Origin of the sequence: Micromonospora sp. NPDC005553 (assembly GCF_042871765.1) — a bacterium.
Classification (GTDB): Bacteria; Actinomycetota; Actinomycetes; order Mycobacteriales; family Micromonosporaceae; genus Micromonospora.
Genome location: NZ_JBIAJD010000001.1, coordinates 942,349 through 966,365, shown reverse-complemented (window position 1 = coordinate 966,365; position 24,017 = coordinate 942,349). Strand labels below are relative to the sequence as shown.

General features: G+C 70.0%; 21 protein-coding genes. 7 read left to right on the top strand and 14 right to left on the bottom strand.

Going from position 1 to position 24,017, the window contains the following annotated elements; translation table 11 throughout:
* Positions 1–89: 89 nt before the first annotated feature.
* Both ACFYPG_RS04405 and ACFYPG_RS04400 read right to left on the bottom strand, forming a co-directional pair.
* Positions 90–752 carry a response regulator transcription factor gene (locus ACFYPG_RS04405; RefSeq protein ID WP_355006307.1) on the bottom strand — a complete coding sequence of 221 codons (663 nt, stop codon included), beginning with the start codon at positions 750–752 and terminating at the stop codon, positions 90–92.
* A complete protein-coding gene (locus tag ACFYPG_RS04400; RefSeq protein WP_387350204.1) occupies positions 749–1,888 on the bottom strand; it encodes a sensor histidine kinase in 1,140 nt (379 codons plus the stop codon). Before ACFYPG_RS04400 ends, ACFYPG_RS04405 begins: the two co-directional genes overlap by 4 nt.
* A 182-nt stretch (positions 1,889–2,070) precedes the next feature.
* Here ACFYPG_RS04400 and ACFYPG_RS04395 point away from each other — a divergent pair, with 182 nt between their 5' ends.
* The gene (locus tag ACFYPG_RS04395) at positions 2,071–3,336 is read left to right on the top strand and encodes a prolyl oligopeptidase family serine peptidase (RefSeq protein WP_355006305.1); all 1,266 of its coding nucleotides are present in this window, start codon (positions 2,071–2,073) and stop codon (positions 3,334–3,336) included.
* Between the two features lie 52 nt (positions 3,337–3,388).
* Here the strand turns inward: ACFYPG_RS04395 and ACFYPG_RS04390 are convergent, their stop codons facing one another.
* The 3 genes from ACFYPG_RS04390 to ACFYPG_RS04380 form a co-directional block, all read right to left on the bottom strand.
* Complete coding sequence (locus tag ACFYPG_RS04390; RefSeq protein WP_387350202.1) at positions 3,389–3,913, bottom strand: hypothetical protein; 525 nt, start codon at positions 3,911–3,913, stop codon at positions 3,389–3,391.
* A gap of 119 nt (positions 3,914–4,032) precedes the next feature.
* On the bottom strand, positions 4,033–5,691 hold the full coding sequence (locus ACFYPG_RS04385) for an RICIN domain-containing protein (protein WP_387350200.1): 1,659 nt from the start codon (positions 5,689–5,691) through the stop codon (positions 4,033–4,035).
* 78 nt (positions 5,692–5,769) lie between these two features.
* On the bottom strand, positions 5,770–7,284 hold the full coding sequence (locus ACFYPG_RS04380; protein ID WP_387350198.1) for a family 43 glycosylhydrolase: 1,515 nt from the start codon (positions 7,282–7,284) through the stop codon (positions 5,770–5,772).
* A gap of 259 nt (positions 7,285–7,543) precedes the next feature.
* Here ACFYPG_RS04380 and ACFYPG_RS04375 point away from each other — a divergent pair, with 259 nt between their 5' ends.
* The gene (locus ACFYPG_RS04375; RefSeq protein ID WP_387350196.1) at positions 7,544–7,978 is read left to right on the top strand and encodes a glutaredoxin domain-containing protein; all 435 of its coding nucleotides are present in this window, start codon (positions 7,544–7,546) and stop codon (positions 7,976–7,978) included.
* A gap of 4 nt (positions 7,979–7,982) precedes the next feature.
* Here ACFYPG_RS04375 and ACFYPG_RS04370 read toward each other — a convergent pair whose 3' ends face one another.
* Positions 7,983–9,170: an amidohydrolase family protein gene (locus ACFYPG_RS04370; protein WP_387350194.1), complete on the bottom strand. Its 1,188-nt coding sequence runs from the start codon at positions 9,168–9,170 to the stop codon at positions 7,983–7,985.
* 485 nt (positions 9,171–9,655) lie between these two features.
* Between ACFYPG_RS04370 and ACFYPG_RS04365 the strand changes: the two genes are divergently transcribed.
* On the top strand, positions 9,656–10,609 hold the full coding sequence (locus ACFYPG_RS04365) for a cyclase family protein (protein ID WP_387350192.1): 954 nt from the start codon (positions 9,656–9,658) through the stop codon (positions 10,607–10,609).
* Between the two features lie 89 nt (positions 10,610–10,698).
* Here the strand turns inward: ACFYPG_RS04365 and ACFYPG_RS04360 are convergent, their stop codons facing one another.
* Both ACFYPG_RS04360 and ACFYPG_RS04355 read right to left on the bottom strand, forming a co-directional pair.
* A complete protein-coding gene (locus ACFYPG_RS04360; RefSeq protein ID WP_387350190.1) occupies positions 10,699–11,016 on the bottom strand; it encodes a hypothetical protein in 318 nt (105 codons plus the stop codon).
* Entirely contained in the window at positions 11,013–11,249 is a 237-nt protein-coding gene (locus ACFYPG_RS04355; RefSeq protein WP_387350189.1) for a hypothetical protein, read from the bottom strand. Before ACFYPG_RS04355 ends, ACFYPG_RS04360 begins: the two co-directional genes overlap by 4 nt.
* Positions 11,250–11,483: 234 nt before the next feature.
* Between ACFYPG_RS04355 and ACFYPG_RS04350 the strand changes: the two genes are divergently transcribed.
* A complete protein-coding gene (locus ACFYPG_RS04350) occupies positions 11,484–13,964 on the top strand; it encodes a M14 family metallopeptidase (protein ID WP_387350187.1) in 2,481 nt (826 codons plus the stop codon).
* A gap of 80 nt (positions 13,965–14,044) precedes the next feature.
* Here the strand turns inward: ACFYPG_RS04350 and ACFYPG_RS04345 are convergent, their stop codons facing one another.
* On the bottom strand, positions 14,045–14,512 hold the full coding sequence (locus ACFYPG_RS04345) for a cupin domain-containing protein (RefSeq protein ID WP_387350185.1): 468 nt from the start codon (positions 14,510–14,512) through the stop codon (positions 14,045–14,047).
* A 110-nt stretch (positions 14,513–14,622) separates the two neighbouring features.
* Here ACFYPG_RS04345 and ACFYPG_RS04340 point away from each other — a divergent pair, with 110 nt between their 5' ends.
* Positions 14,623–15,099, top strand: a complete 477-nt coding sequence (locus ACFYPG_RS04340; RefSeq protein WP_355006296.1) for an Rrf2 family transcriptional regulator — start codon at positions 14,623–14,625, stop codon at positions 15,097–15,099.
* 19 nt (positions 15,100–15,118) lie between these two features.
* Here the strand turns inward: ACFYPG_RS04340 and ACFYPG_RS04335 are convergent, their stop codons facing one another.
* Together ACFYPG_RS04335 and ACFYPG_RS04330 are read right to left on the bottom strand one after the other, a co-directional pair.
* On the bottom strand, positions 15,119–17,236 hold the full coding sequence (locus ACFYPG_RS04335; protein WP_387350183.1) for a ThuA domain-containing protein: 2,118 nt from the start codon (positions 17,234–17,236) through the stop codon (positions 15,119–15,121).
* Positions 17,237–17,459: 223 nt separating this feature from the next.
* On the bottom strand, positions 17,460–17,822 hold the full coding sequence (locus ACFYPG_RS04330) for a VOC family protein (protein WP_387350181.1): 363 nt from the start codon (positions 17,820–17,822) through the stop codon (positions 17,460–17,462).
* 115 nt (positions 17,823–17,937) lie between these two features.
* On the opposite strand from ACFYPG_RS04330, the gene ACFYPG_RS04325 reads away from it, so the two are divergent.
* A complete protein-coding gene (locus ACFYPG_RS04325; RefSeq protein WP_387350180.1) occupies positions 17,938–18,498 on the top strand; it encodes a hypothetical protein in 561 nt (186 codons plus the stop codon).
* Position 18,499: 1 nt separating this feature from the next.
* On the opposite strand, the gene ACFYPG_RS04320 is transcribed toward ACFYPG_RS04325, so the two are convergent.
* The 3 genes from ACFYPG_RS04320 to ACFYPG_RS04310 all read right to left on the bottom strand — a co-directional run bounded on the left by ACFYPG_RS04320 (position 18,500) and on the right by ACFYPG_RS04310 (position 22,245).
* Positions 18,500–19,720, bottom strand: coding sequence for an RNA polymerase sigma factor (locus ACFYPG_RS04320; protein WP_387350178.1), 1,221 nt, complete (start codon positions 19,718–19,720; stop codon positions 18,500–18,502).
* A complete protein-coding gene (locus ACFYPG_RS04315) occupies positions 19,720–20,106 on the bottom strand; it encodes a YciI family protein (RefSeq protein WP_387350176.1) in 387 nt (128 codons plus the stop codon). Before ACFYPG_RS04315 ends, ACFYPG_RS04320 begins: the two co-directional genes overlap by 1 nt.
* 159 nt (positions 20,107–20,265) lie before the next feature.
* On the bottom strand, positions 20,266–22,245 hold the full coding sequence (locus ACFYPG_RS04310) for a translation factor GTPase family protein (protein WP_355006290.1): 1,980 nt from the start codon (positions 22,243–22,245) through the stop codon (positions 20,266–20,268).
* 435 nt (positions 22,246–22,680) lie between these two features.
* Here ACFYPG_RS04310 and ACFYPG_RS04305 point away from each other — a divergent pair, with 435 nt between their 5' ends.
* A complete protein-coding gene (locus ACFYPG_RS04305; protein WP_387350174.1) occupies positions 22,681–23,892 on the top strand; it encodes a cellulose-binding domain-containing protein in 1,212 nt (403 codons plus the stop codon).
* Positions 23,893–24,017 lie beyond the last annotated feature (125 nt).

Genomic DNA, 24,017 nt, shown 5'->3' with positions numbered 1-24,017 from the left:
GGTGGACGCCGTACCCGCCCCCGCTCATCGGCACATGGGCCGCGATCGGGTCGGCCCATGGTCGGACGCCGTCGTCGTACTTCCGTCGCTCACCAGTGCCGTCGGCTGCGGTTGGTCTCGTACGCCCACATCGCCACCTCGACCCGGTTACGCACCCCCAGCTTGGTCATCAGGCTGGTGACGTGCGACTTGACGGTGCTCAACGTGATGTAGAGCTCGTCGGCGATCTCCTTGTTGGTGCGCCCCCGCGCGACGGCCACCAGGACCTGTTCCTCCCGGTCGGTGAGCGCCTCGACGGGCTGCGTGCGCGGCGCGGCCGGATCCGCCTCGGCGAACGCTTTCAACAGCCGCGTGGTGACGCTCGGCGCGATCAGCGCGTCCCCGTTCGCGGCGGCGTGCACCGCCTGACTGAGCAGGGCGGGACCGGCCTCCTTGAGCAGGAAGCCGCGGGCGCCGGCCCGTAGTGCCGCGTACACGTACTCGTCGAGGTCGAAGGTCGTGATGACGACCACCGCGAGCGGGTCCGGGACCGTTGGCCCGGCGAGCGCCCGGGTGGCCTCGATGCCGTCCATGTCCGGCATCCGAATGTCGAACAGACACACGTCGGGGCGGAGCCGCCGGGCGAGCGCGACCGCCTGCCGGCCGTCACAGGCCCCAGCGATGACCTCGATGCCGGGCTGTGTGTTCAGGATGATGGTGAGCCCGGTACGGACGATCTCCTGGTCGTCCGCCACGAGCACGCGAACCGTCACCTGCCGACCCCCTCGCGCGGCAGCACTGCCGTGACGGTCCACCCACGGCCCGGGTTGGGGCCGGCCTCGCAGGTGCCGCCGAGCAGATCGGCACGCTCCATCATGCCCACCAGGCCGAAACCGGGCGAGCCGGCCGGACGGGAGGTGCCGGCCTCGCCGTCGTCGCTGACCCGTAGGCGCACGGACGTGTCGTCGGCAGCGACGCTGACCTCGATGCGGGTGGCGTGGCGGGCGTGGCGTCGGGCGTTGGTGACCGACTCCTGGGCGAGGCGGTAGAGCGCGGAGCCCACAGTGGGCGGAATATCGCCGAGGTCGCCGTACAGTTCCACGTCGACGGTCGGCCCGGTGCGGAACTGCCCGGCGAGCCGTCCGATGTCGGCGACCTGCGGGTTGGGCCCCAGGTCGGCCGGCTCGTCGCGCCGCAGGACGCGAACCATCGACCGCATCTCGGCAAGCGCACGGGACGCCTCGGCCTCGATGGTGTGCAGCGCCTCGACGGCGGCACCCGGCTGGCCCGCCGACGCGGCGATGCCGGCCTGGGCGCGGATCGCCATCGCCGACACGTGGTGCGCCACAGTGTCGTGCAGGTCACGGGCGAGCCGCTCCCGCTCCAACAGCTTCACCTGATCGAGTTCGCGCAGCCGGGCGGCGGCGCGGAAGCGGATCGCGACACCCAGCGTGGCGGCGGCGAACATCACCGCGAAGCCGGCGATCAACTCGCCACCGTCGACCGACCCGACCAGACCGGCGGTGGTCACCTTGGCCACCACGAAGAACGAGCCGAGCACGGCATCCCGGCCGGAACCCCAGCGGAACAGCGCGTGGACCAGGACGACCAGGAAGCTCGCCGTGAACAGTTGGCACGGATCGCCGGGCAGCACGAACGGGGCGACGGTCGTGCAGCCGAACGCGATCACCACCATCGCGAGCGGCGCGATGCGCCGCCACAGGAGCGTGGGCAGCAGCGCGAGCGCGACGACGGCGCAGCCCACCCGCCAGGGCAGATCAGGTCGGAAGATTGCTTCCACCACGATCGCCGGCCCGAGGACGGCGACCACCGCCCAGTCGCGCCACACCCGGGACGGGGCGGGGGAGACACGCGGCTCGGCCAACACCGCGTGCAGGCGAGGGTGCATGGGATTCATCGTACGAACGGTGGTGCGACTTCAGATCGTCCCAAAGTACGACTCGGGTGGCCTTGTTGCTGGTGGATCAGGCGGGGTGGAGTCCAGTGCCCGCACCGGTTGCCAGCTGATCTCCATCGAGTTACGTTGAGATGTCATCGACGCTCGTCTAATTTGTGAGGTACGGGGGCCGCATGTCCACGCCTGTCACTCGTCGCACCGTTCTGGCCGGAGGGGCCGGTGCCGCCATCGGCCTGGCTCTGCCCGGCGTCGCCGCCCACGCCGGTGGCCAGCATCCCACCAGCGTGAGCTTCACCCTCGACGCGAGAACGCTCGACGGTGGTGAGCAGGTCACCTCGGTCACCCTCGACACCGCCCGGCTCGGGCCGATCGATCCGGCCGGGCTGACTCCCGGCACGTTCAGCGTGCATGCCAAGGCCACCAGCCCGATCCCGATCGCCCCCGGCGACCTGATCTTCAGCGAGTACGACCTGGACCGCACGGTGACCGCCGCCCGGCTCGACCGGCACGGCAACATCGTGCTGGAGCTGAGCCACGCCGAGGGTCAACCCGGCGGTGGCACCCTCGGCTACATCCTGAGCAGGGGCCGCAACGTCCGGCTGGACCTCGTCTACACCATCACCCAGAACACCCCGATCGTCCGACGCCACGGCTCGCCGCTCACCATCACGCGCTTCGTGCAGGGGCGGCTGTCCAACCCCGAGGTCGACGCCTTCAGCCACCACGTCTCGGGTTCGGGTATGAAGTACCGGCTCTACTCTCCCGACCACTCGCCCCGGCACGGTAGGCGGCCGCTGATCCTCTGGCTGCACGGTGGCGGCGAGGGCGCCTCGCTGCCGGACGGCTACTACGACAACGAGACCACGCTGCGCGCCAACCGGGGCGCACTTGGCTTCGCCACCCCGCAGGCCCAGCGGATCTTCTCCGGCGCGTACGTCGTCGCTCCGCAGAGCACCTCCTACTGGATGGAGGACGGCCCCCGCTTCGCCCCGCTGATCCGCGAGATCGTCCAGGACCTCGTCCGCCGCAAGCATGTTGATCCGGACCGGATCTACGTGGTCGGGTGCAGCAACGGTGGCTACATGTCACTGGAGATGACAGTCGCCTACCCCGACCTGTTCGCCGCGTCGGTGCCGATCTGCGGCATCGTCGAGCCGCTCAGCGGGGAGGGCCCGCCGCTGATCACCGACGCGGAGCTGGCGCAGATCCAGACTCCGACCTGGCTGGTCACCTCGCTCGACGACGACACGGTGCCGCCCGAGACCAACACGATCCACGCCCACGACCTCATCCCGGGATCACTGGTCAGCCTGTACGACCACGTCGTCTGGAACGGCTACCAGTTCCCCGGCCACTGGTCCTGGATCTACGTGGCCCGCAACGACCCGAGCCTCAACGGCACCCACATCTGGCAGTGGATGGCCCGTCGTCGTCGGTGATCTGCCGTCCAGGGTCGTGCCAGCCGGTGCCGGTGGCACCGGCTGGCGTCGATCACCGGTTGCGGCGTAGTTCGCGCAACACGCCGTGCCGGCGCAGGGCCCAGGCGAGGCGCCGGACGCTCGGGTGCCGCACGAACAGCACCGCCGTTCGGCGGACCAGACCGAACCGGTCCTCGCTCAGCTGGTTCTCGATCGCCTGCCAGATCAGCTCGCGCACCTTGGCGCTGGCCAGCACCGCCCGCACCTCACGCCGCACCACAGGATCCTCGGCCGCCGACGCGATGGCGGCAGCCTGACCCGGCCGGTCCGCCAGCGGCTCCACCGCGGCCGCGACGAGCGGCCTGCGCACGTCGTCCTGCTCCAGCAGCAGCAACACCGCTTCGCGAATCTCGACAGTGTCCAGGGCGGACCGCAGCAGGCTCAGCAGGCTGCGTTCCACCTCGTGGTCATGGTCCGGAACGGACAGCGTGGCCAGCAGCACCGCGATCTCATCGAGATCGACGACGTGCCGCACCCCGGTGCGGAACTCCGGCAACTCCCACGCGACCTGCAGAGCCTTGACGAGATTGCGGTTCATGGGCCATCGCTACCCGCAAGCGCCAGCGGGCGAAACCCCGCCACCGGCCCGGGCCGGCGCACCGACCACGATCCGGCTCGGAGCGGCCGCCCCGATCCGGGCGGCCGCTCCGCACCGGGTCAACACCAGGTCAGCGTCGAGTTCACCCGGGTGACGTTGCTGATCGTGTTGTTCGCCCCGCCGCAGGGGCTCTGGGTGATGTTGGTGCCGCTGACTGTCAGATTCTGGAACCGGATGCCAGAGGAGATCGGGAATTCGCTCCGGGCCGCGATCCGCACCTCGCCGCCGCCCGTCACCGTCCCGGAAACCCCGGCGATGACGACGTTGTAGCAGTTCTCCACCAGGATCGCGTTGTTCCCCGTGTTGGAGATCGTCACCCGGTCGATGACAGCGCCACCGGACTCGGACACGCAGAAGATCCCCCGGCCACCACCGGACGCGAGCACGGTCCCGACCCGGATGTTGGTCGGATACGAGTTGCCCACCCGGCCGTTGCGGTTGGCCATCCGGAACGCCGCGTACCCGGTTCCGGCTCCGGCGCCCTGCGCGTCGACAGTGCCCACCGTGGCGTTGATCGTGTCATTGAGCAGCAGACCGGAATCCCGGGTGTTCCTCGCGGTGACAGTGCCGATCGTCAGACCGTCCACGCCGTACGTCTCCACCCCGTGGGTGCCGGTCCCCGACACGTACACGGTGTCGATGCGGATGTTGCGCACCTTGACCGCTCGATCTCCCCCGTGGTTGTCGATGCGTACGCCCAGACCGCCGGAGAGCCGCATGTCGATCTGCCCGAGGGTCAGGTTGTTCACGTTGCGCATGAAGATTCCGTACAACGGCGAACCGGTCAGCGTGAGGTTCTGCACCTCGACGTCGGTGGTTCCCCGCGAGTACACCGGTGCCTGGTCACCCGAGCCCGACCCGGTCACGTTGATCGTGCCGCACACGGCCAGGGTCGTGTACGACGGCAGCGACAACCGCGAGCCCGCACTCATCGAGCCGGAGCCGCGAACCACCACCCGCTGCTTCGACGTACGACCCGCCGAGAGCGAGTTGACCGCCGCCTGCATCGCCGACAACATGTCCGAACCCGAGTAGACCGTCGACGAGCCGTTGCGGGCCGTCCAGGTGCTCCCACTCAGTACGGCCTCGGCGTTCGTCGACCCGCTGCCACAGCCGGTGGTCGGCGGCGTGCTGACACCTCCCACCGCGACCAGCTGCCACTGCTGATTAGTCCCGTTCAGATCGGCGTACTGGCTGATCCGACCGCCGTCGGCGGTGGACCGCTCCCAGACCTCAAGTGCCTTCGCCGAGTGGCGGTTGATCAGCCGGACGTGGCCGCCGTCGGAGTCGAGAACCTGGAACTGCTGGTTGGTGCCGTTGACATCGGACCACTGGCGGTACTCGGCGCCGTCGGCGGTGTTCCACTCCCAGAGGTCGACGACCTTGCCGCTGTGCCGGGCCTTGAGGCGGTAGTAGCCGCTGCCGGAGGAGACGAACTGGAACTGTTGCCACGCGCCGTCGTTACGGGACCACTGCTGGATCACCGCGCCGTCCGCCGTCGAGGTGTCCCGGACGTCGAGGACCTTGCCGCTGTTCCGGTTGACCAGGACGTAGTAGGCGTTGGTGTCGATGTTCGCCGCTGCTGCCGGCGGTGCGCCGACCAGAACGGCACCGGCGGCGCCGACCAGCGTGGTGATCATGGCGAGCACCAGGCCCGTACGCCGGCCGCGACGGAACGACCCACCGCCGGACGGTCTTCTCGTGCTGCTGAAGGGCATCGCTCCTCCTGGCTGGAATGGGCTCCGGGCGAACCGGAACGGGTGTCGACGACCGTGGGCACCTCGACCTGTGAGCGGTTACTCCAGGTGGAAGGTGGCCGAGGCGCGTTCGGCGCTCGAACTGACGGCCTCGATGTAGAGCAGTCCGTCGCGGTGGCGCACGTGGCGGCCCGGGAAGTTCTGCGACTCCAGGGAGATCCCGGCGCTGTCGGCGAGGCCGGCTTGACGGCGGAAGCTCGCGTCGCCGCCGAACAGCGCGGAGCCGTCGCTCTTCTCCACGTACAGGGCGTAGCCCCGGTGACGTAGGTAGTAACCGGGGAAGTTGGTCGACTCCAGCGACACCGAACCGCCGCCGGCGAGACCGCTGACGATGCGGAACTGGGAGTCGGCCAGGTTTGTCACGTTCGGCTCGACCCGCGCCCGGTAGTCGTAGTGCCGGATGTAGCTGCTCGCCTGGTCGTGTGACCGCAGCCGCACCGGCGTGGCCCCGTCGGGCACCGGGATGCCGAAGTTCGGGGTGCCGTCGGCGTTCCAGTACACCTTCTGTAGCCGGGTCCGTCGGTTCGGGTCGTTGAGCGGATCGCCGGTGATGTCGCGGTAGTTCCGGTCGTGGTAGACGAGGATGTCGCTCTGCCCGTCCTCGGAGACGGTGAACGAGTTGTGGCCGGGGCCGTACTGGCTGGTGGCGGCGTTGCTGGCGAACACCGGGCTGGGGCTCTTGCTCCAGGAGGCGGCGTCGAGCAGGTTCGCGCTGGCGGAGGCGCTCAGCATCCCGAGGCAGTAGTTGGCGTCCGTGGCGCTGGCCGAGTAGGTCAGGAAGATCCGGCCGTTCCGTTGGATCACCGCCGGTCCCTCGGCAACCCGGTAGCCGCGGGTCTCCCAGTCGTACGTCGGGACGACGAGCCGGGTCACGGTGCCGGTGATCTGCCACGGGTTGGCGCCCATCCGGGCGAGGTAGACGTTGGAGTTGTTTCCGATGGCCGGCTCCTGCTGGGCCCAGGTCAGATAGCGCACCCCGTTGGCGACGAAGGTCGAGGCGTCCAGGCTGAAGGTGTCCCAGGGTGTGGTGATCCGGCCGCGTTCGGTCCACGAACCGGTCAACGGATTGGCGTTGGCGTTCTCCAACACGTACATCCGGATCCGCCACACGTCGTCGGTCCGGCCCGCGGCGAAGTAGACGTACCACCGGTTGTTGATGAAGTGGATCTCTGGCGCCCAGATGTGGGCGCCCATCTCTCCGCTGGTGTGGCGGCTCCAGATCGTCGTCTCCGCCGCCGTTGCCAACCCTTGCAGGGTGGTGGCCCGGCGCAGCACGATCCGGTCGTACTGTGGCACCGTCGCGGTCAGGTAGTAGTAGCCGTCGGTGTGCCGGAAGATGTGCGGGTCGGCCCGCTGGTTCACCAGCGGGTTGGTGTAGTTGACGGCGGGCGCGGCGTGCGCGGGCGCGGCCACGGGCAGGCCGGCCGACACGGACAGCACCACCAGGACCGCGGCCAGCAGCGACCGCACCCGCCGAGGGACGCCGTGGCCGGCAGGCCCCCGGTGGACGGCCCGACGGGTGTTCGGGTCGGTTCGACGGGACGGCAGCGGCATCTGTCCTCCGCGAGCTTGGGATGGCCATTCACCAGCACCTTCAGCACCGCGGCGATGCCGTAGCCGATCCGGCCGACGCCGAGCGGTGACGTCGGACAGGACCGGGGGAGAGGCACGAAGGGCTGGGAATGTGACGGTGGCGTTGCTACCAGGTGGCGGAGTTCATGTTGGCGTTAACATCGATGCCTGTCAAGGTATGCCAGCCGCCCACCTGGCCGGAACAGCGGCCATCCGCGTACCTGGAGGTAGGGTGCTCGGCGTGCTGCGACGGTGGATTCTGGCGATCCTGATGGCGACCTGCGGTGTGCTGGTGGCGGTGACGCAACTGGCCGACGGTCTGCCCGTCGTCGGTGGCGTCGAGTTGTTGGTCTTCCTGGTGTTGGCGCTGCTGCTGTCGCCGTGGGCCTTTCCCCGCTCGGTGGACGCCGCCGAGGCGCAACGGGCCAGCGCCGTCGACGGCCGGCCGATCGTCTACTGGCGTCCCGGCTGTCACTACTGCCTGCGGCTCCGGTTCTCTCTCGGCGGGCTCGCCCGGCGGGCGCACTGGGTGGACATCTGGCGTGACCCGGCCGCTGCCGCCGCCGTTCGGGCGGTAGCTGGCGGCAACGAGACAGTGCCCACCGTCGTGCTCGGTGATCAGGCCGTCGTGAACCCCGACCGGGCCTGGTTCCGCGGGCAGCTCCGCGCATCCTGACCCTTCATCTCACCGGCAGACCGGCGCGGTACACCGCGAGCGGGCGGCGCAGCACAGTGATGTCGCTCGTGGGATCACCGTCCACGATCAGCAGGTCGGCCTCGAATCCGGCGCGGATCCGGCCCTTGCGCCGCCCCAGACCACACACCTCCGCGCCGACCGAGGTCGCCGCGGTGAGGGCAGCGGTGGCGGGAATACCGCAGGCCACGTACTCGACAAGCGTCTCGGGCAGGACCCCGTGCGGCTTGGCGGGGCCGAGGCCCGCGTCCGAACCGGCCACCAGGCGGACCCCGGCCCGGTGCAGAGTGGCAACGCCGTCGCGCAGCGCGGCTTCGCTGAGCCCGGCCCGCGCCGCCATGTCCACCACCTCCGGTGGCGTGACCACGGCCGGGTCGGTGCCGAGCGTGGCACAGACCGCCACCCCGGACGCGGCCAGTCGGTCCGCGAGCTCCACGGGAACCCGGGCGCCGGCCGAGGTCACGCAGGTGCAGTGCTCGATGCCGTCCACACCGACGCGCAGCGCCTGCTCGACCGCGCTGAGCGCGTGCGCGTGCGCGGTCACCGGCAGGCCCAGATCATGGGCCTGCGTCAACGCGGCGGTCAGCTCCTCGTCGGTGAACTGAGGCCTCGTGGTGTCGGTGCCCGGGGTGAACACCCCACCGCTGGCCATGACCTTCACCAGATCGGCACCGGACGCCGCCCGCAGACGTACGGCCTCGCGGACCTCGTCGACACCGCTCGCCTCACCCCCCAACGACCAGCAGTGCCCGCCGACGCTGGTGAGCGGCGCGCCGGACCCCACCACCGTTGGCAGGTCGCCCCGCACCCGCCGATCCCGCCAACTTAGCACCGCGCCACGCCGGTCGCCCAGGTCCCGAACAGTCGTGACGCCAGCCGTCAGGTGCGTTCGCAGTGACGCCTCGACGACTTCGTCGAGGTCCGACTCGGGACGCTCCACGAGCCGGCCGAGCGCGTCGGGCCCAGCGTCGGCGCAGAGGTGTACGTGCGCGTCCACCAAGCCGGGTAGCAGAGTGCCGTTCGGCTTCTCGCGCACCGGCCAGCCTTCCGGCGCCTCGGTGTCACCCAGGTGCACCTCGGCGATGCGCCCCTCGTCGAGCAGGACCAGCACCCCGCCGTCCACGAGCCGTTCGCCGTCGAACATCCGAGCCACCCGGACCGCATGTTTCGTCATCGTCATCCCAGCCCACCCCGCTCGGCGCAGTTACCACCGGTCATGGCCTGACCATCGCACCGCCGAGCGCGCGCAGCATCCCTCGCCAGAGCGATGCCTCGTCCCCCAGCCGAGTTAGCGGCCCGCCGCATGGTGTTCCGCGCCGGGAATCCGCCCTTTGCTCTGCACCCGCCCACGCACCGGGCACGGTCCGTAACTGGCGCATGGGCGGGTGCAGAGCAAAGGTGGGGTGTCTCCGGTGTGGATCGTGCTGGCCCATGGATCATCAGGGGCAGTTTGGTCGTGCTGCGCGGGATTTGAGCATCCGCCACGACGACCTCGCCGCCGGTCGGCTGGACGAGACGCTCTCGGTGACCGAGTTCAGTGATTAGAACAGGGGCGGCACCGCACCCGCGCTGCCTGAGGTCATCGTCCGTCGATCAAGCGGCAGACTACCCTGACCTGCGGTGCCTCGGTACCGCGTGACCAGAGGAGTCGATGCTGACATGACGGCAGGACGACCGTTGCCGACCCAGGACGAAGTGCTCGGGTACTTCGACACGCTGTCGAACTGGCGGCGATGGGGTGACGACGACGAACTCGGCACGCTCAACCACATCACCGACGACGTCCGGCTCGCCGCGGCGCGGGCTGTGCGGCACGGCAGGAGCGTGTCCTGCGCCTGGGAGGTCACCGCACCGGGAGACATGGAACGGTCGACGACGACGTGCCCGTGCACCGCCGACATGCCGGGTGCGGAGAACATGCCGCCCGCCTTCCACGCCGACCGGCGCTGGGGCTTCTCGTCCGAGCGGCTCGGCATCTCGTTCCACGGCAACACCCTCACCCACCTCGACTCGCCGTGCCACATCTACTGGGACGGCACCATGTACAACGGACGGTCGCACTCGTTCGTCGACCCCGCGACGGGCTCGGCGTGGGCGGCCGTCACGGCGGCCGCGAATGGAATCCTCACGCGTGGTGTCCTGCTCGACGTTGCGGCTGCCCACGGTGTGCCGTGGTTGGAGTCGGGCCAGGGAGTGTTCCCCGACGACCTCGAAGAGGCCGAGCGCAGCCAGGGCGTACGGGTACGACCCGGCGACGCGGTACTCCTGCGGACCGGCTACGGGCGCTTCCGGCACGAGAACGGTGCGGCCAGCGGCTTCACCCAGGCCGGCTGGCACGCGTCCTGCCTGCCGTGGCTGCACGAACGGGGGGTGGCGCTGATCGGCGCCGACACCCCACAGGACGTTCAACCGTCGGGGTACGACGACGTGTTGATGCCGGTCCACGCCGTGAGCCTCGTCGCGATGGGTCTGTGGATGCTCGACAACTGTGACCTGGAGGCCTGCGCGACGACGGCTGCCGAGCTTGGCCAGTGGGACTTCCAGCTGGCGGTCGCACCGGTTCGCTTCGCCGGCACGTCCGGCAGCCCGGTCAACCCGATCGCCACGTTCTGACCGCTGCGGCACACCCGACGCGACGAGGGCTCGCCACGACGCCGCGCAAGAATAGGACCGGACGTTCCGCTCCCGCAGGCGCGGAAACGTCACGACCCGAACGCGTAGCCGCCAGGTCGAACCGGGTAGCGGGAGAGGCTGTACGGGGCGGTGTCGATGCAGTACCGCTTGGCGGGCCTCGTTGGATCGCCGCCGGCCTGGAGCGTCTCGATCTGGTCGGCCCGACCCGGACCACCTTCGATGATCTTGACAACGAAGACGTGGTTGACCATCGGGCTTCCGCCCTCCGGCACGACCGCGGTCACCAGTGCGGTGTTGCCCACCACGCTGATGCACGTCACCTCGGCCTGCCCCTCGCTCGCCACGGTCCCGGCGAGCATCGTGACGAGCATCCTGCGGATTCTCATGCCTTCTCCATTCTTCGAATCATGGCTGCGCGCCGGCGGTAGTCGGCGGCCACGGATATGACGAGCGGGCCCCACGCGAGCATGGGCGCGTAGTAGCGGAGCACCTCCCAACCGGGAGGCGGGTGCACCGGTTCGTCGTCGCCGATGCCCACCCAGCCGCTCTGCACCAGGTGGAACCTCTGGTTCAGGAGGAAGTAGACGCAGATGGCGACGAGCGACCAGCCACCAGCCATGGACCAACGATCGCCGGCTGCGGACCAGGTCTCCTCCCCGACGGAAGGGGAGGCGCTCCCTCCGCCGGGGGACAGGCTGCCGGGGGTACGGACGTGGCGGCGCGGGACGCCCATCGACTGTCGCCTCAAGGAATGCTCAAATTCGATCGACGTGATCCATCGAAGCCGCCCACCCGCATACGCTCACCGGACCGGTCCGCCGGCAATCACCCGTCGTAGGCAGAAGGAGGGGGAATGCGGCGATCACAACGGCGCATCGCGCTACTCGCGCTGTCCACCCTGGTGGGTAGCATCCTCGTGACGACCGGCCCTGCGGGCGCCGATCCCACGGGGCTCGCAGCCGCCGCCAGCCGATCCCAGCCTGAGGATCGTGCAGCGGTACGCCTCGTGCACGTCAGGCTGACCGGTGCCGACATGCTGGACAAGGTGTCCGCGGCCGGCATCGACCTCGAACACGGCCTCCGGCGCGTGCCTGACGGCATCGAGGGCGAAGCGGTGGTGACCGCCGAGCAGGTCACCGAACTCACGGCGATGGGCGTCGAGGTGCTCGGCGACGACGCGGGCTTCGCGTGGAGCGACGAGGCCGACGGTGGCCTTGGCATCGACGCGGCGAGCGCGCGGGCCCTCCAGCCGGCGAACCACGACGCGACGGTACGCGTCGTCCGCGCCGACTGGTTCACCACGAAGGGTCAGGGCTTCCTCTACGTCGAGGCGCGCACCACCGAGGGGCAGCAGGAGGACCCGATCGTCGGGATGCAGCTGGAGAACGACTCGGGGAAGGGCACGCCGTTCGGCTTCGCCCGGACGATGAGCCGGTTCGTCGACTCGGGGCAGTACATGTTCCACCGGAACCTGTTCAAGCTCGACGTACGCCCCAACAAGATCAAGCTGACGAGTTCCACCGGTGGTGTCGCGACCGGCGTCGTCTCCAACTGGCTGGAGGGCGCCCCGCCGCCGCTGACGGCAAACCCGTCCTACAAGTCGGACTTCGTGGACGGCTACCGGCACCCTCAGCAGCTCTACAGCCGGGCCAAGGAGATCGCCCGGCAGTACCCGGACATCGCCGAGATCGTCTACCTGCCGAACCAGACGAACGGGTACCAACGCAAGGCGCAGGCCCAGATCGGCGGTACGGGGCAGTCGGCGGTCGTCGTCTCCTCGGCCGCGTGGGGTCACCAGGGCGGCAACGACATCACAGTGGACTTCGTGGACCGGCCGGACCCGGATCTCCCGCTGGCGGTGGAGGTCACCGGCGCGGCGGTCCGTGTCCTGCTCGCCACGGACGCCTTTGGTGCACCGACGAGCACGGCAGTCGAGGTGGCCGAGGCGCTGCGGACCCGCTCTGCGGGGCTCATCGACCGGGCGCACCCGTACCGCGCCAACGAGGGCACCGGCATCGTCGCTCCGACGGCCGGCCCGGTCGCGCTGACCGACTTCCTCGACCAGAAGCGCGTCGGAGCACCGGAGGGCGAGGTGCCGCGCGGGCCGGCGACGATCCCGGTCCTGCGGATCGGCAAGCACCGTGACGGTAAGAAGCCCGGTGTCCTCATCCAGGCGCAGGACCATGCCCGCGAGTGGGTGCCGGCGACGACCAGCCTGGAGTCGGCCGAACGTCTGGTGCACAACTACCGCTCCGACCGGGAGACGAAGAAGATCGTCGAGAACACCGACGTCTTCTTCATCCTGTCCAACAACCCCGACGGGGCGAACTACAGCTTCTACAACTTCGCCTCCCAGCGTAAGAACATGACGAACCACTGCCCGGACGCGAGCGCCGAACCTGGGCAGCGGAACTCCTGGGGCGTCGACCTGAACCGGAACTACCGGGTCGGGTCGGGCCACGACGGCTACGCGGGAGGGTCGACCAACTGCGTCAGTGGCACCTACCAGGGGCCGGAGGAGCTGTCCGAGCCCGAGTCGAAGAACATCATCTGGCTGGTCGAGAAGTACAAGAACATCAAGTTCATGATGTCGGTGCACTCCAACGGCGGCCAGCTCTTCTGGCAGCCCGGCGCCTACATCGCGGACGGCCGGATCACCACGCCGCGCCCGCCGCTGGGTGACGAGGCGTTCTACTGGCAGTCCGCGGCCCGGATCCTGTCCCAGGTCAAGGCCCACCGGGAAACCGTCGTCACGCCGGAGAACGTCGGCGGCTCGTCCGACGTCCTGTACTCCTCGGCGGGCAACGTACGCGAGGACCTGTACCACACCTACGGGATCTACGCGTTCGGCTGGGAGGTCGGGGGCTCCGTCTACAACCCGGCCACCGGCGACTGGCAGGGCGGTTCGTTCCAGCCGGAGTGGGACGGGAACCCCGAGCTGGTCAGTGGCCACGCCGAGACCATGGAGTACGCCAACGGGATCATGGAGATGTTCCGGGTCGCGGCGGACTGGGGCAGGGACAACAAGAACCCCACGTCCCAGCTGGTCCCCGGCGCGGGGCGTTACTCCGGGCCTGTCGACGTGCGCTTCGAGACCAGCGAGCCGGCCACCATCTACTACACGACCGACGGCAGCCGGCCCACGCTCGAGTCGCCCCGCTACGCGGCGACCGAGTTCCGTGAGCCGGGGCAGGTGTTCCACGTGACCGAGACGACGACGTTCCGCTGGTTCTCGGTCGACAGCGCCGGCAACATCGAGAAGAACTACGACCCGACGAAGAACGACAAGCGCAACAACTACCGCACCGCGACGATCAAAATCGCCAAGAGGTAGCGCCCCGCGAGAACCGTTGCCCCGTCGGTGCGGACCACCCGCGCCGACGGGGCAACTTCTGCACGAACACGTCAGGGCGCTCAGCCGTGCCGACCTGCCCACAACGAGCTGTCCACGTAGTGGTTGTCGTAACGGTCCTGGGTCTCGCCGACGTCCTGCCAGGTGGCTTCGCCCAGGTGCACCTTGTCGAGCAGTCGGTAGTAGTCGAACCGGGGCTTGCCGGGCGTGATCACGACGAGGAAGTCGGCGTCCTGGCCGTCAGCGGGGGCGAAGGCGTGCGGGGTGTTCGGCGGGACGAAGAGCGCGTCTCCCTTGTGCAGGGTGCGCAGTTCATCGTCGACGAGCATCTCAAGGGCGCCGTCGAGAATGAAGAACAGCTCACCGGATTGGGTGTGCAGGTGCGGCGGCGCACCGTCGGTGCCGTGCTTGAGCAGGGTGCGGTTGCTGGTCAGGGCACCGCCGGTGTGCTCGGGGTCGAGGAGCAGCGTGATCACGCTGGCCGGGTCGCTGTCGAGAACCTCGGCCTGGGCCGCGCGTACCAAAGTCATTGTCGACTCCTTCGTCGTTGGTCGATTCCTAGACATTAGGTGTCCAGAATACGTCAGCGCCAGTGATCATGGCCTGCGTCACAAATTCTGGACAGGTAGAGTCCAGGATCATGCGGATGAGTCAGGGCGTCGAATGGGCCCTCCACACGTGCCTCAACCTGAGCTGGCTGGACGCTCCGGTGCCGACCAGCACCCTTGCCGCGTTCTACGAGCTGCCGCCGGCGTACCTGAACAAGCAGCTCCAGGCCCTGGCCCGGGCCGGGATCCTCACGTCGACCTCGGGGCCGCGCGGCGGCTTCCAACTGGCCCGGCCCCCGACGGCGATCTCTCTGCTGGACATCGTGGCCGCGATCGAGGGCCCGGAGGAGCTGTTCCAGTGCGACCAGATCCTTGGCAAGGGGCCGGGCGAGCACGCAGGCGTCGACTATCGACAGTCATGCGCGTTCGCCCAGGCCATGCGCGGCGCCGACCTGGCCTGGCGGCGGGAGCTGGCCGGCAGGACCGTGGCCGACGTCCGGGCCGACGTCGAGCGCGGGCACCCCGAAGCCCCAGCCAACACCCGCGCCAGGATTGTGGAACTGCGCTAGGGCAGGTGCCGGCCTGCGGTCAGCGGCCGTACACCTCCAGCTCCCACAGCGAATAGCCGTACGCGGGCAGAGCCCGCTGGCTGCCCTGGACACGTAGGTAGCGACCGGTCGCCGAGACGGCGATGTCGTCCACACCGCCGTCGCCCGTGGTCGTGGTGTGCACCGGTGACCAGGTGGCGTTGTCCGGGGAGACCTGAATCTGGTAAGCCCGTGCGTACGCCGCCTCCCAGGTCAGCCGGACCCGGTCGAGGGCGCGGGACGCGCCGAGGTCCACCGAGATCCACTGCGGGTCGGCGTACGCGCTGCCCCAGCGGGTGGTCGTGATGCCGTCCACGGCGTTGCCCGCCACGTGCGTGCTTCCCGGCTCCACGCTGGACGTAGTGACCGGCTTGCCCCGGGAGAGCAGCGTGCTGCCGACGGCGGTGCCGTAGACGTTGAGGTCCCACAGCGAGTAGCCCCACTGCGTGGCGCGTTGGGTGCCGTACACCCGCAGGTAGCGGCCGGTGCCGGTGACGGTGAGGTCGTCGACGCCGCCGTCGCCGGTGGTCGTCGTGTACACCGGCGACCAGGTGGCGTTGTCCGGCGAAACCTGGACCTGGTACGCCCTCGCGTGGGCCGTCTCCCAGGCCAGCCGAACCCGGTTGATCGCGTACGAGGCTCCCAGATCGACGGTGATCCACTGCGGGTCGGCGTACGCGCTGCCCCAGCGGGTGGTCGTGTTGCCGTCCACGGCGTTGGCCGCCGCGTGCGCGCTGCCCGGCTCGACGCTGGACGCCGTCACCGGCCGGCCCTGGGCCAGGTCGGTGGCGGGCGGCTCACTCGGGCCGTCGGTCCTGATCCGCACGTTGCGATAGTTGATGTCCATTCCGGCGCCGTCGTTCTGCAACCCGATGTAGCCGTTGGCGATGGCCCGGCTGCTGACGTAATCGTTGATCTTGACGCCGTTGAGCCAGATCTCGACCCGCTGGCCGTGAACGCCGATCTCGTAGGTGTTCCAGGAGCCGGGTGGGTTGAGCGCCGCCGCGCGAGCGGCCTGGTTGGGTGCCTGGAAGCCGTAGACGCTGCCGGTGGTGCGCGTCGGGTCGCCGTCGGTGGCGTCGATCTGGATCTCGTGACCGGCGGCGACCGGGCCCCACGGGTCGCCCTGCGGATCGGGGAACCCGATGAAGACCCCACCGTTGTCGTCGCCCGGCATCATCCAGTCGACCTTGAGCGAGTAGTTGGCGAAGGTACGCACCGGGTACCAGAGCAACCCCATGCCACCGTTCGACGTGAGGGTGCCGTCGGCCAGGGTGAAGCCGCCCGGCCCCGCCTGCCGCCACTGCCCGAGGCTGGCCTGGGTGCCGTCGAACAGCGGGGTGTAGCCGGGCTCCGGCCGGCAGTCGGCCGCCACCGCGCCCCCCGCCACCTGGATGCCGCCCAGCAGCATCCGGGTGAAGTTCGGGTCGGTGTAGCTCTGCTCGGTGTGGCCGAGGCCGGTGTACCAGGAGCGTCCGCCGCCGTAACTGTGGCACCAGGTGATCGGGTGATCACCACCCATCGACCCACCGGTGTACGACGACTCGTCGAGGTTGGCCAGCACCCTGACCGCCGAGCGGGGGTTGGCCCGGTAGTTGTACCACTCGTCGGTGCGGGTCCAGGTCGACGGCAGGTGCGCGGTCGAGGCGTTGGCCCGGTCCTCGACCCGCACTGTCGCCTGCTGGGTGGCCGGGTGCGAGGCGAAGTACCCGCCGACCAGCCCGCCGTACCACTGCCAGTCGTACTCGGTGTCCGCGGCGGCGTGCACTCCGACGAAACCCCCGCCGGCGCCCACGTACGCCTCGAAGGCGCCCTGCTGGCCCGCGTTGAGCACGTCCCCGGTGGTGCTGAGGAAGACCACCGCCTGGTACTGGGCGAGGTTGGCAGTGGTGAAGGTCGCCGCGTCCTCGGTGGCGGTGACTGTGAAGCCGTTCGCCGCTCCGAGCTGCTGGATGGCGGCGATGCCGTTGGGGATGGAGGAGTGCCGGAAGCCGGCGGTCTTGGAGAAGACCAGGACCTTGCCCAACGGTGCGGCTTCGGCAGGGGCCGAGGTCACCGTCGCCGCACCGGCGGCGAGGGTGAGTGTGACGACGGCGGCGGCGAGCGGAGTCAACTTCATCGACACGATCTCCTCTGGATCGTCGTGCGGATGCAGGTCTCGCACCCCGGGAAGTGCCCCGGTGTGCCCGCGTCCGCCGAAACGAGGGCGATGTCGAGACAACGCGGAGCGGCGTCACCGTGCCGGGTTGGCGGCATCCGGATGAACATCGATCCACATCGTTGATGTGCAGTTAACAACGGGCGCCACTGAGGGTCAATCCCCTGGGACGGCCCGGGTTTCCTCAGGAGCGGTGAGCGGCCACGTTGATGACGTTGCCGTCCGGAGCGCGGACGAAGAACCTGCGCACGCCCCACGGCTCGGTGGTCAGCGGGTGCACGATCTCGTAGCCGAGCCGCTGTGCCTCCGCGTACGCGCCGTCCACGTCATCCACCTGCACACTGATGACCGAGTCCTCGGGTGCGGTCGCGTCGCCGGAGACGAGCTGCACGGCGGCGGCCCCGACGCCATTGTCGGCGTCGGGCGAGGTGTAGCGGGCCACCCAGCCGAGGCTGAACTCCTCGGTGCCGAGGCCGAGGAAGTCGGTGTAGAAACCCTTCGCGGCGCCGATGTCAGCCACCGGAAGGTTGGGGAGAATACGGATCACGCGCACGCGAACCTCCAGCTCAGACGTCTCGGCCCGCCCGATTATCCGCCTGACCTGACCCTGACCGCGCACTTCGGTCTCGGGTGGCGACGGCTGGTCCTGGCCTCCTAGTCTGATGACCATGAAGACGCGCAGGCCGGTGCTGGTGGTCGCCTCCGTCACGGTTGCCACGATGGTGCTGGTGGCCGGCGGGTGCGTCGCGGCCGGAATCCTGGCCGTCCGAGATGATCCTGCCGACATGCGTTCGTGCCAGAAGTCGTTGCAGGTCGCCGAGGCGAAAGTTCGGACCGACCGCTGGGATCCGCCAGAGGAGATGCCGGACCTCGGCGATTACCTCGAGATCCACTGGCAGGTTCGTGCTGGCGGCAATCCGTGTTCCAGAGCGCCCGGCCCGACGGACTGGGAGTACCAGGGTGTGATCAAGCTGCGGCCGGAAGACACCAGAGCGTTGGCAGAGCGGTACGAATTTCGGCCCTGGTCCTCCGTCGACCTGGATGAACTGTCCCACTCCAGTAAGCCCACGGACGCGTGGTCGGCCCTCGTGCCCTTCCTGCCGACCGCGCCGACCTGGCTGCACAGCACGTTGTACAACGAGTCGAATCCGTCGACACGATGGCGTGTCGGATTCCTCGACGTCGAGCATCAGACGCTCTTCTTCATGCTGAACGACCACTAGGTCAGCTCAGCGCGGCCGCCTTACGCAGCAGCACCGAGCGTTCGCGCTGATTGGCGCAGCGCCGGGCGGCCAGCTCCAGCTCGGCGCGCGCCTCCGGAAGCCGTCCGAGGCGGGTCAGCAGCTCGCCGCGCACGGTCGGGACGAGGTGTGACCCGGAGAGCCGGTTGGCGGCGATCAGCGCGTCCACGATGGCCAGGGCTGGCGCCGGACCCGAGGCCATGGCGACGGCGACGGCCCGGTTGAGTTCGACCACCGGCGAGGGCGCGACTCTGCCGAGTGTCTCGTAGAGCCGGACGATCCGGGCCCAGTCGGTCTCCTCGACCGAGGGCGCCGACGCGTGCGTGGCCGCGATCGCGGCCTGTAGACCGTAGGGGCCGAGGCCGCGCTGCGCTGCCCTGGCCAGCGCGGCCAGCCCACGGCGGATCGCCGGGAAGTCCCACAGCCGGCGGTCCTGGTCCGCAAGAAGGATCGGGGTGCCGTCCGGGTCGGTACGGGCCGGGAAACGCGCGGCCGTCAGCTCGCACAGGGCGAGCAGGCCGTGCACCTCCGGCTCGTCCGGCTGGAGCGCGGCAAGTGTGCGGGCCAGCCGGATCGCCTCGTACGCCACGTCGGGGCGAAGCAGGTGGTCGCCCGACGTGGCAGTCGATCCCTCCGTGAAGATCACGTAGAGGACGTTGAGCACACCGCCCAGCCGTTCGCGGCGCTCACCGGCCGGCGGCAGCTCGAACGGCACCCCGGCCGCAGTGATCGCCTTCTTGCCCCGGGTGATGCGGGCCTGCACGGTCGGCACCGGCACCAGGAACGCACGGGCGACCTCCTCGGTGGACAGGCCGCCGACCACCCGCAGGGTCAGCGCCACCTGCGACTCGCGGGAGAGCACCGGGTGGCAGCTCACGAACATCAGCGCCAGCACATCGTCGTCGATCCGGTCGGTGTCGATGTCGATGTCCTGATCGAGCGCGGGATCGGCCGCCAACAGGGCGTACCGCTCGTGGAGGGCGACCCGGCGGCGGATCGCGTCGATCGCCCGCCGCCGGGCCGTGGCCATCAGCCACCCGGCCGGATTGGCCGGAGAGGCGCGCGGCCAGGACACCAGCGCCTCGGCCACCGCCTCCTGGGCCGCGTCCTCTGCCAGCCCGAAATCACCGGTGAACCGGGTCAGCGCGGCCACGATCCGCGCCGACTCGATCCGCCAGACGGCCTCGACGTCGGCCGTACCCATCAGACCTGACCGTTGCTCTCGCCGCCCTGCGGGACCTCGTCGGCCTCGGCCACCCGCCGGACCTCGATCTTGGACCCGCGGACCGCCGGGACCCGCGTGGCCCACGCGACCGCCTCCTGTTTCGTGGCGACATCGAGCAGGAAGTAGCCTCCGAACAACTCCCTGGTCTCGCCGTACGGACCGTCGGTGACCACCGGTGCCGCGCCACCGAAGTCGACAACGACGCCCTGGCGCGGATCGTCCAGCCCTTCGGCCGCGACGAGAACCTCGGCCTTCATCATGTCCTCGATGAACTGGCGTGTGGCGGCCATCATCTCGTCGAGGTCGGCCATCATGGCCGCGTTCGTCTCATCGGTGCCCCGCATGATCAACATGTACTTCGACATCGTGTTCTCCTCATCCGACGGGGCCGCCTCTCGACCCTCGCACGCACTCGTCGAATGAGCGGCCCGCGAATCGACATCGCCCGAGGATTCTCTCGTCGCGACGCGACCGATTCCCCGAACTGCGCCTTCGCCCGTCACACCGCGCCAGGAGGCGACGAGTCATGACCGCGTTCTCGGTTGGGCGAGGAATCGCAGGTACTCCGTCCGGTCGAACGGGTTGCCGTCGGTGCGGGGCCGGCCCGGCGGGTCGCCGGACACCGGGCGGTCGCCGCCGGCGACCGACGACCACAACCCCTCTCCGCTGGACAGGTCCGGTAGTCGCCGCTGCGCCTCCGGTTCGACCCGCACGGGTAGCAGCCCACCGATCCGCCAGCCGGCCGCGATCGGGTCGGTGCCGTCGATCCGGGCCCCGAGCCGGACCAGGTATGAGGTGACCGGGCCGAGCCGGTCGGTCGGCACCTCGGCCTCGAACCGGCGGCACGGCTCGAACACCCGGGTGCCGGCCTCCGCGAGCGCCTGCATGAGGACGTACGGGGCCAGATCCCGGAAGTGCCCTGCGGTGGTGATTGGTGACCAGTAGCCGCTGTGGGTGAGGGTGACCCTGATGTCGGTGACCGGCCAGCCGTGCCGTCCCTGGTCGAGCGCGGCCCGGGTGGCCTCCTCGATGGCCTTGTGGAACGACAGCGGCAGCGAGCCGAGCTCGACCTCGAGCCGGTAGTCCACACCGGTGCCGGGCTCGACCCGAAAGCCGACGGTGCCGAAGAAACCCTGCCCGATGATCTCCAGTGCCGCGCCGACACCGGTCGGCCGCTCGACGTGCATGAGTCGACCCGGACCACACTCCGTCTCGATCCCGTACGCCTCGGCCAGCGTGGCGGTCAGCACCTCGCGCTGCACCTCGCCGTAGAGCAGCACGCTCGTGCCGCCGTCCGGGGCCACCCGGGTCCGAAGGAACGGGTCGGCGTCCGCGATGGCCAGCAGCGCGGCGTGCAGCGCCAGCGTCCGCGCCGGGTCGCGGGGCCGGACCACCACCTCCAGGGTCGGCGCCGGAAAGTACGACCGTCCGTCGAGGCCGGCCGGGCTGCCGAGCTGGTCGCCGAGGCGTACCCCGGTCAGCCCGGCGACCCGGGCGATGTGCCCGGCGGTCAGCGCGGTCGGCCCGTGCCCCCGCCCGGGTGGCTCGGCCCGGTCGATGGTCGCGCCGACCCGGTCGAGCCGGGTGATCCGGGCGCGGGTCGCGGTGATCCGACCGTCCGGCTCCCGGCGGTACGCCACGACCCGCTGCCGCGCCCGGAACTGCCCGCCGTAGGCGCGCAGGTACGCGACCCGCTCGCCGGCGGCGTCGCGTTCGATGGCGAAGACCCGGGCCCGTGGCTCGGGCTCCGCTGGTGGCGACGCCGGCAGTAGGGCCGCGATGCCCTGCAGCAGCTCGGCTACGCCCGCCCCGGACAGCGCCGAGCCGAACAGCAGCGGGTGGATCTGGCCGGCGGCGGCCTGCGCACGTAGTGCCTCGTCCAGTTGGCTCGGATCGGGTGGCAGGTCGTCGACCACTGCGGCCAGCAACCGGTCGTCGTGCTCGGCGAGGGCTTCGGCGAGCCGGTGTGCCTCGCCGTCGGACCGTGGGTCGTAGAGCCGGAAGGCGGCCTCGGGAGTGCCGGGCGCGTGAACCGTGCCCAGCGGGGCGACGGCCGGGGTCAGGAGCCGGCGCACGTCCGCGACCAGTTCGTCGGTGCGGGCGCCCACCCGGTCGATCTTGTTCACGAAGATCAGCGTGGGTAGCCGGAGCGACCGGAGAATTCGCATGATCCGCCGACTGTGCGGTTGGACCCCCTCGACGGCCGACAGCACCAGGATCGCCGCGTCGAGAACCCCGAGCGCGCGTTCGACCTCGGCCACGAAGTCGCTGTGCCCCGGGGTGTCGAGCAGGTTGACCTGGCGGTCACGGACCGCGAATGAGGTGACTGCGCTGCGGATGGTGATGCCCCGGCGGCGCTCGATCTCGCCGGTGTCGGTCTGGGTGGTGCCCGCGTCGACGCTGCCGAGCTGGTCGATGACGCCGGTGCTGTGCAGCAGGCGCTCGGTCAGGCTGGTCTTACCGGCGTCGACATGGGCGAGAATGCCAAGATTGACGGTCTGCATGGGCTGACGGGTCCTCGAAAGCTCGCGTCCGGATGGGCGGGAAGGTGTCGAGGCCTCGCATCGCTGTGCTCCCGTCGGGTCGGTCCCGTCATGACACCGGGCCGTTCGTGGCCCGGGCCGTCTTCGGGCCAGCCTGGCACAGGCGGGACCGGCCCTGCCATCGAATAAGCCGCCCCGCCGGTCGTCACCTGCCTCCACCCGACGCTTGATTAGATAGTCGTGTATCAATAGATTGAGGATGGGCGCCGCCGAGGCCCGGGGGACCGGGCCGTCGGCGGCTGACAGGTCCACCCCGAGCCGGGCACTTCGGTCGTACGCGCGACCGGTCGCTGTGGCGCACCGCCGCGCCGCATCCAGGGCACGTTGTCGCGCCGCGTCCGTCCAGGACGCGCCGCCGTGCCGCCTCCGCTCAGCTCGATGGCAGAAGGACCCTTCATGACGATTCTCCGTGCCCGCCCCGCCGCGACCCTGGTGGTCGCCGCCGCGCTGGCCGCCGCCGCGACCACCACTGGAGCGGCAGTGCTCACCGGCCCGGCCGCCGCCGCCCAGGGCTGCCGGGTCGACTACACACCCAACCAGTGGCCCGGCGGATTCACCGCCACCGTCAAGGTTTCCCCGGGGGACGCCGCCGTCTCCGGTTGGACCGTCACCTGGACGTACGCCGGAGACGAGCGGGTCACCAGCGGCTGGAACGCCACTGTCAGCCAGTCCGGATCGACGGTGACCGCCCGCAACGCGTCGTACAACGGCAGCATCCCGGCCGGCGGCTCCACCGAGTTCGGGTTGCAGGGCACGTACGGCACCAGCGGTGGCGCCCCGACCGGGTTCAGCCTGAACGGCGTGCTGTGCAACGGCGCCACGCCGCCGACCACCCCGCCGCCGACGACGCCTCCACCCACCACCCCGCCGCCCACCACGCCTCCGCCGACCACGCCTCCGCCCACCACCGAGCCGCCGGCCGGGTGTGCCGGCGCGGTGCTCTGCGACGGCTTCGAGGGCCAGACCGGTTCGACGCCATCCGGTGACTGGACCGTGGCGAGCCCGGACTGTTCCGGCGCGGGTACCGCCACCATCGACACGGCGACCGCACGCAGCGGCAGCCGGTCGGTCCGGATCAACGGCGCCGCCGGGTACTGCAACCACGTCTTCATCAGATCCACGAAGAACCTCGGCAGCGTGGGCAACGTCCGGTACGGCCGGATCTGGGTGCGGCACACCACCGCCCAACCCACCGAACACACCACGATGATGGCGATGGCCGACGCGGCCGACGGCAACAAGGATCTGCGGTTGGGTGGCCAGAACGGCGCCCTGCAGTGGAACCGCGCCTCCGACGACGCGACTCTGCCCGAGCAGAGCCCGGCCGGGGTGGCGCAGAGCCTGCCACTGCCCACCAACCGGTGGACCTGCGTGGAGTTCATGGTGGATGGCGCGGCCGGTCAGCTGCGTACCTGGGTGGACGGGACCGCCATTCCCGGTCTGACGGCGGACGGCTCACCGACGCACGACATCGACGGCCAGTGGTACAACCGCACCTGGCGGCCGCAGCTCACCGACCTGAAGCTGGGCTGGGAGAGCTACGGCGGCGGAGCCGACACCCTCTGGTACGACGACGTCGCGCTGGGGTCGAGCCGGATCGGCTGCTGACCCTTCGGGGTAGCGGGCGGGGCCGTCGGCGGCGCCCGTCCAGATCATCGAATGTGTCAAGGGTGTGATCCGGAGGCCGGGTCACACCCTTGATCGTCATTGATCTTGATCACATCACGGCGGGC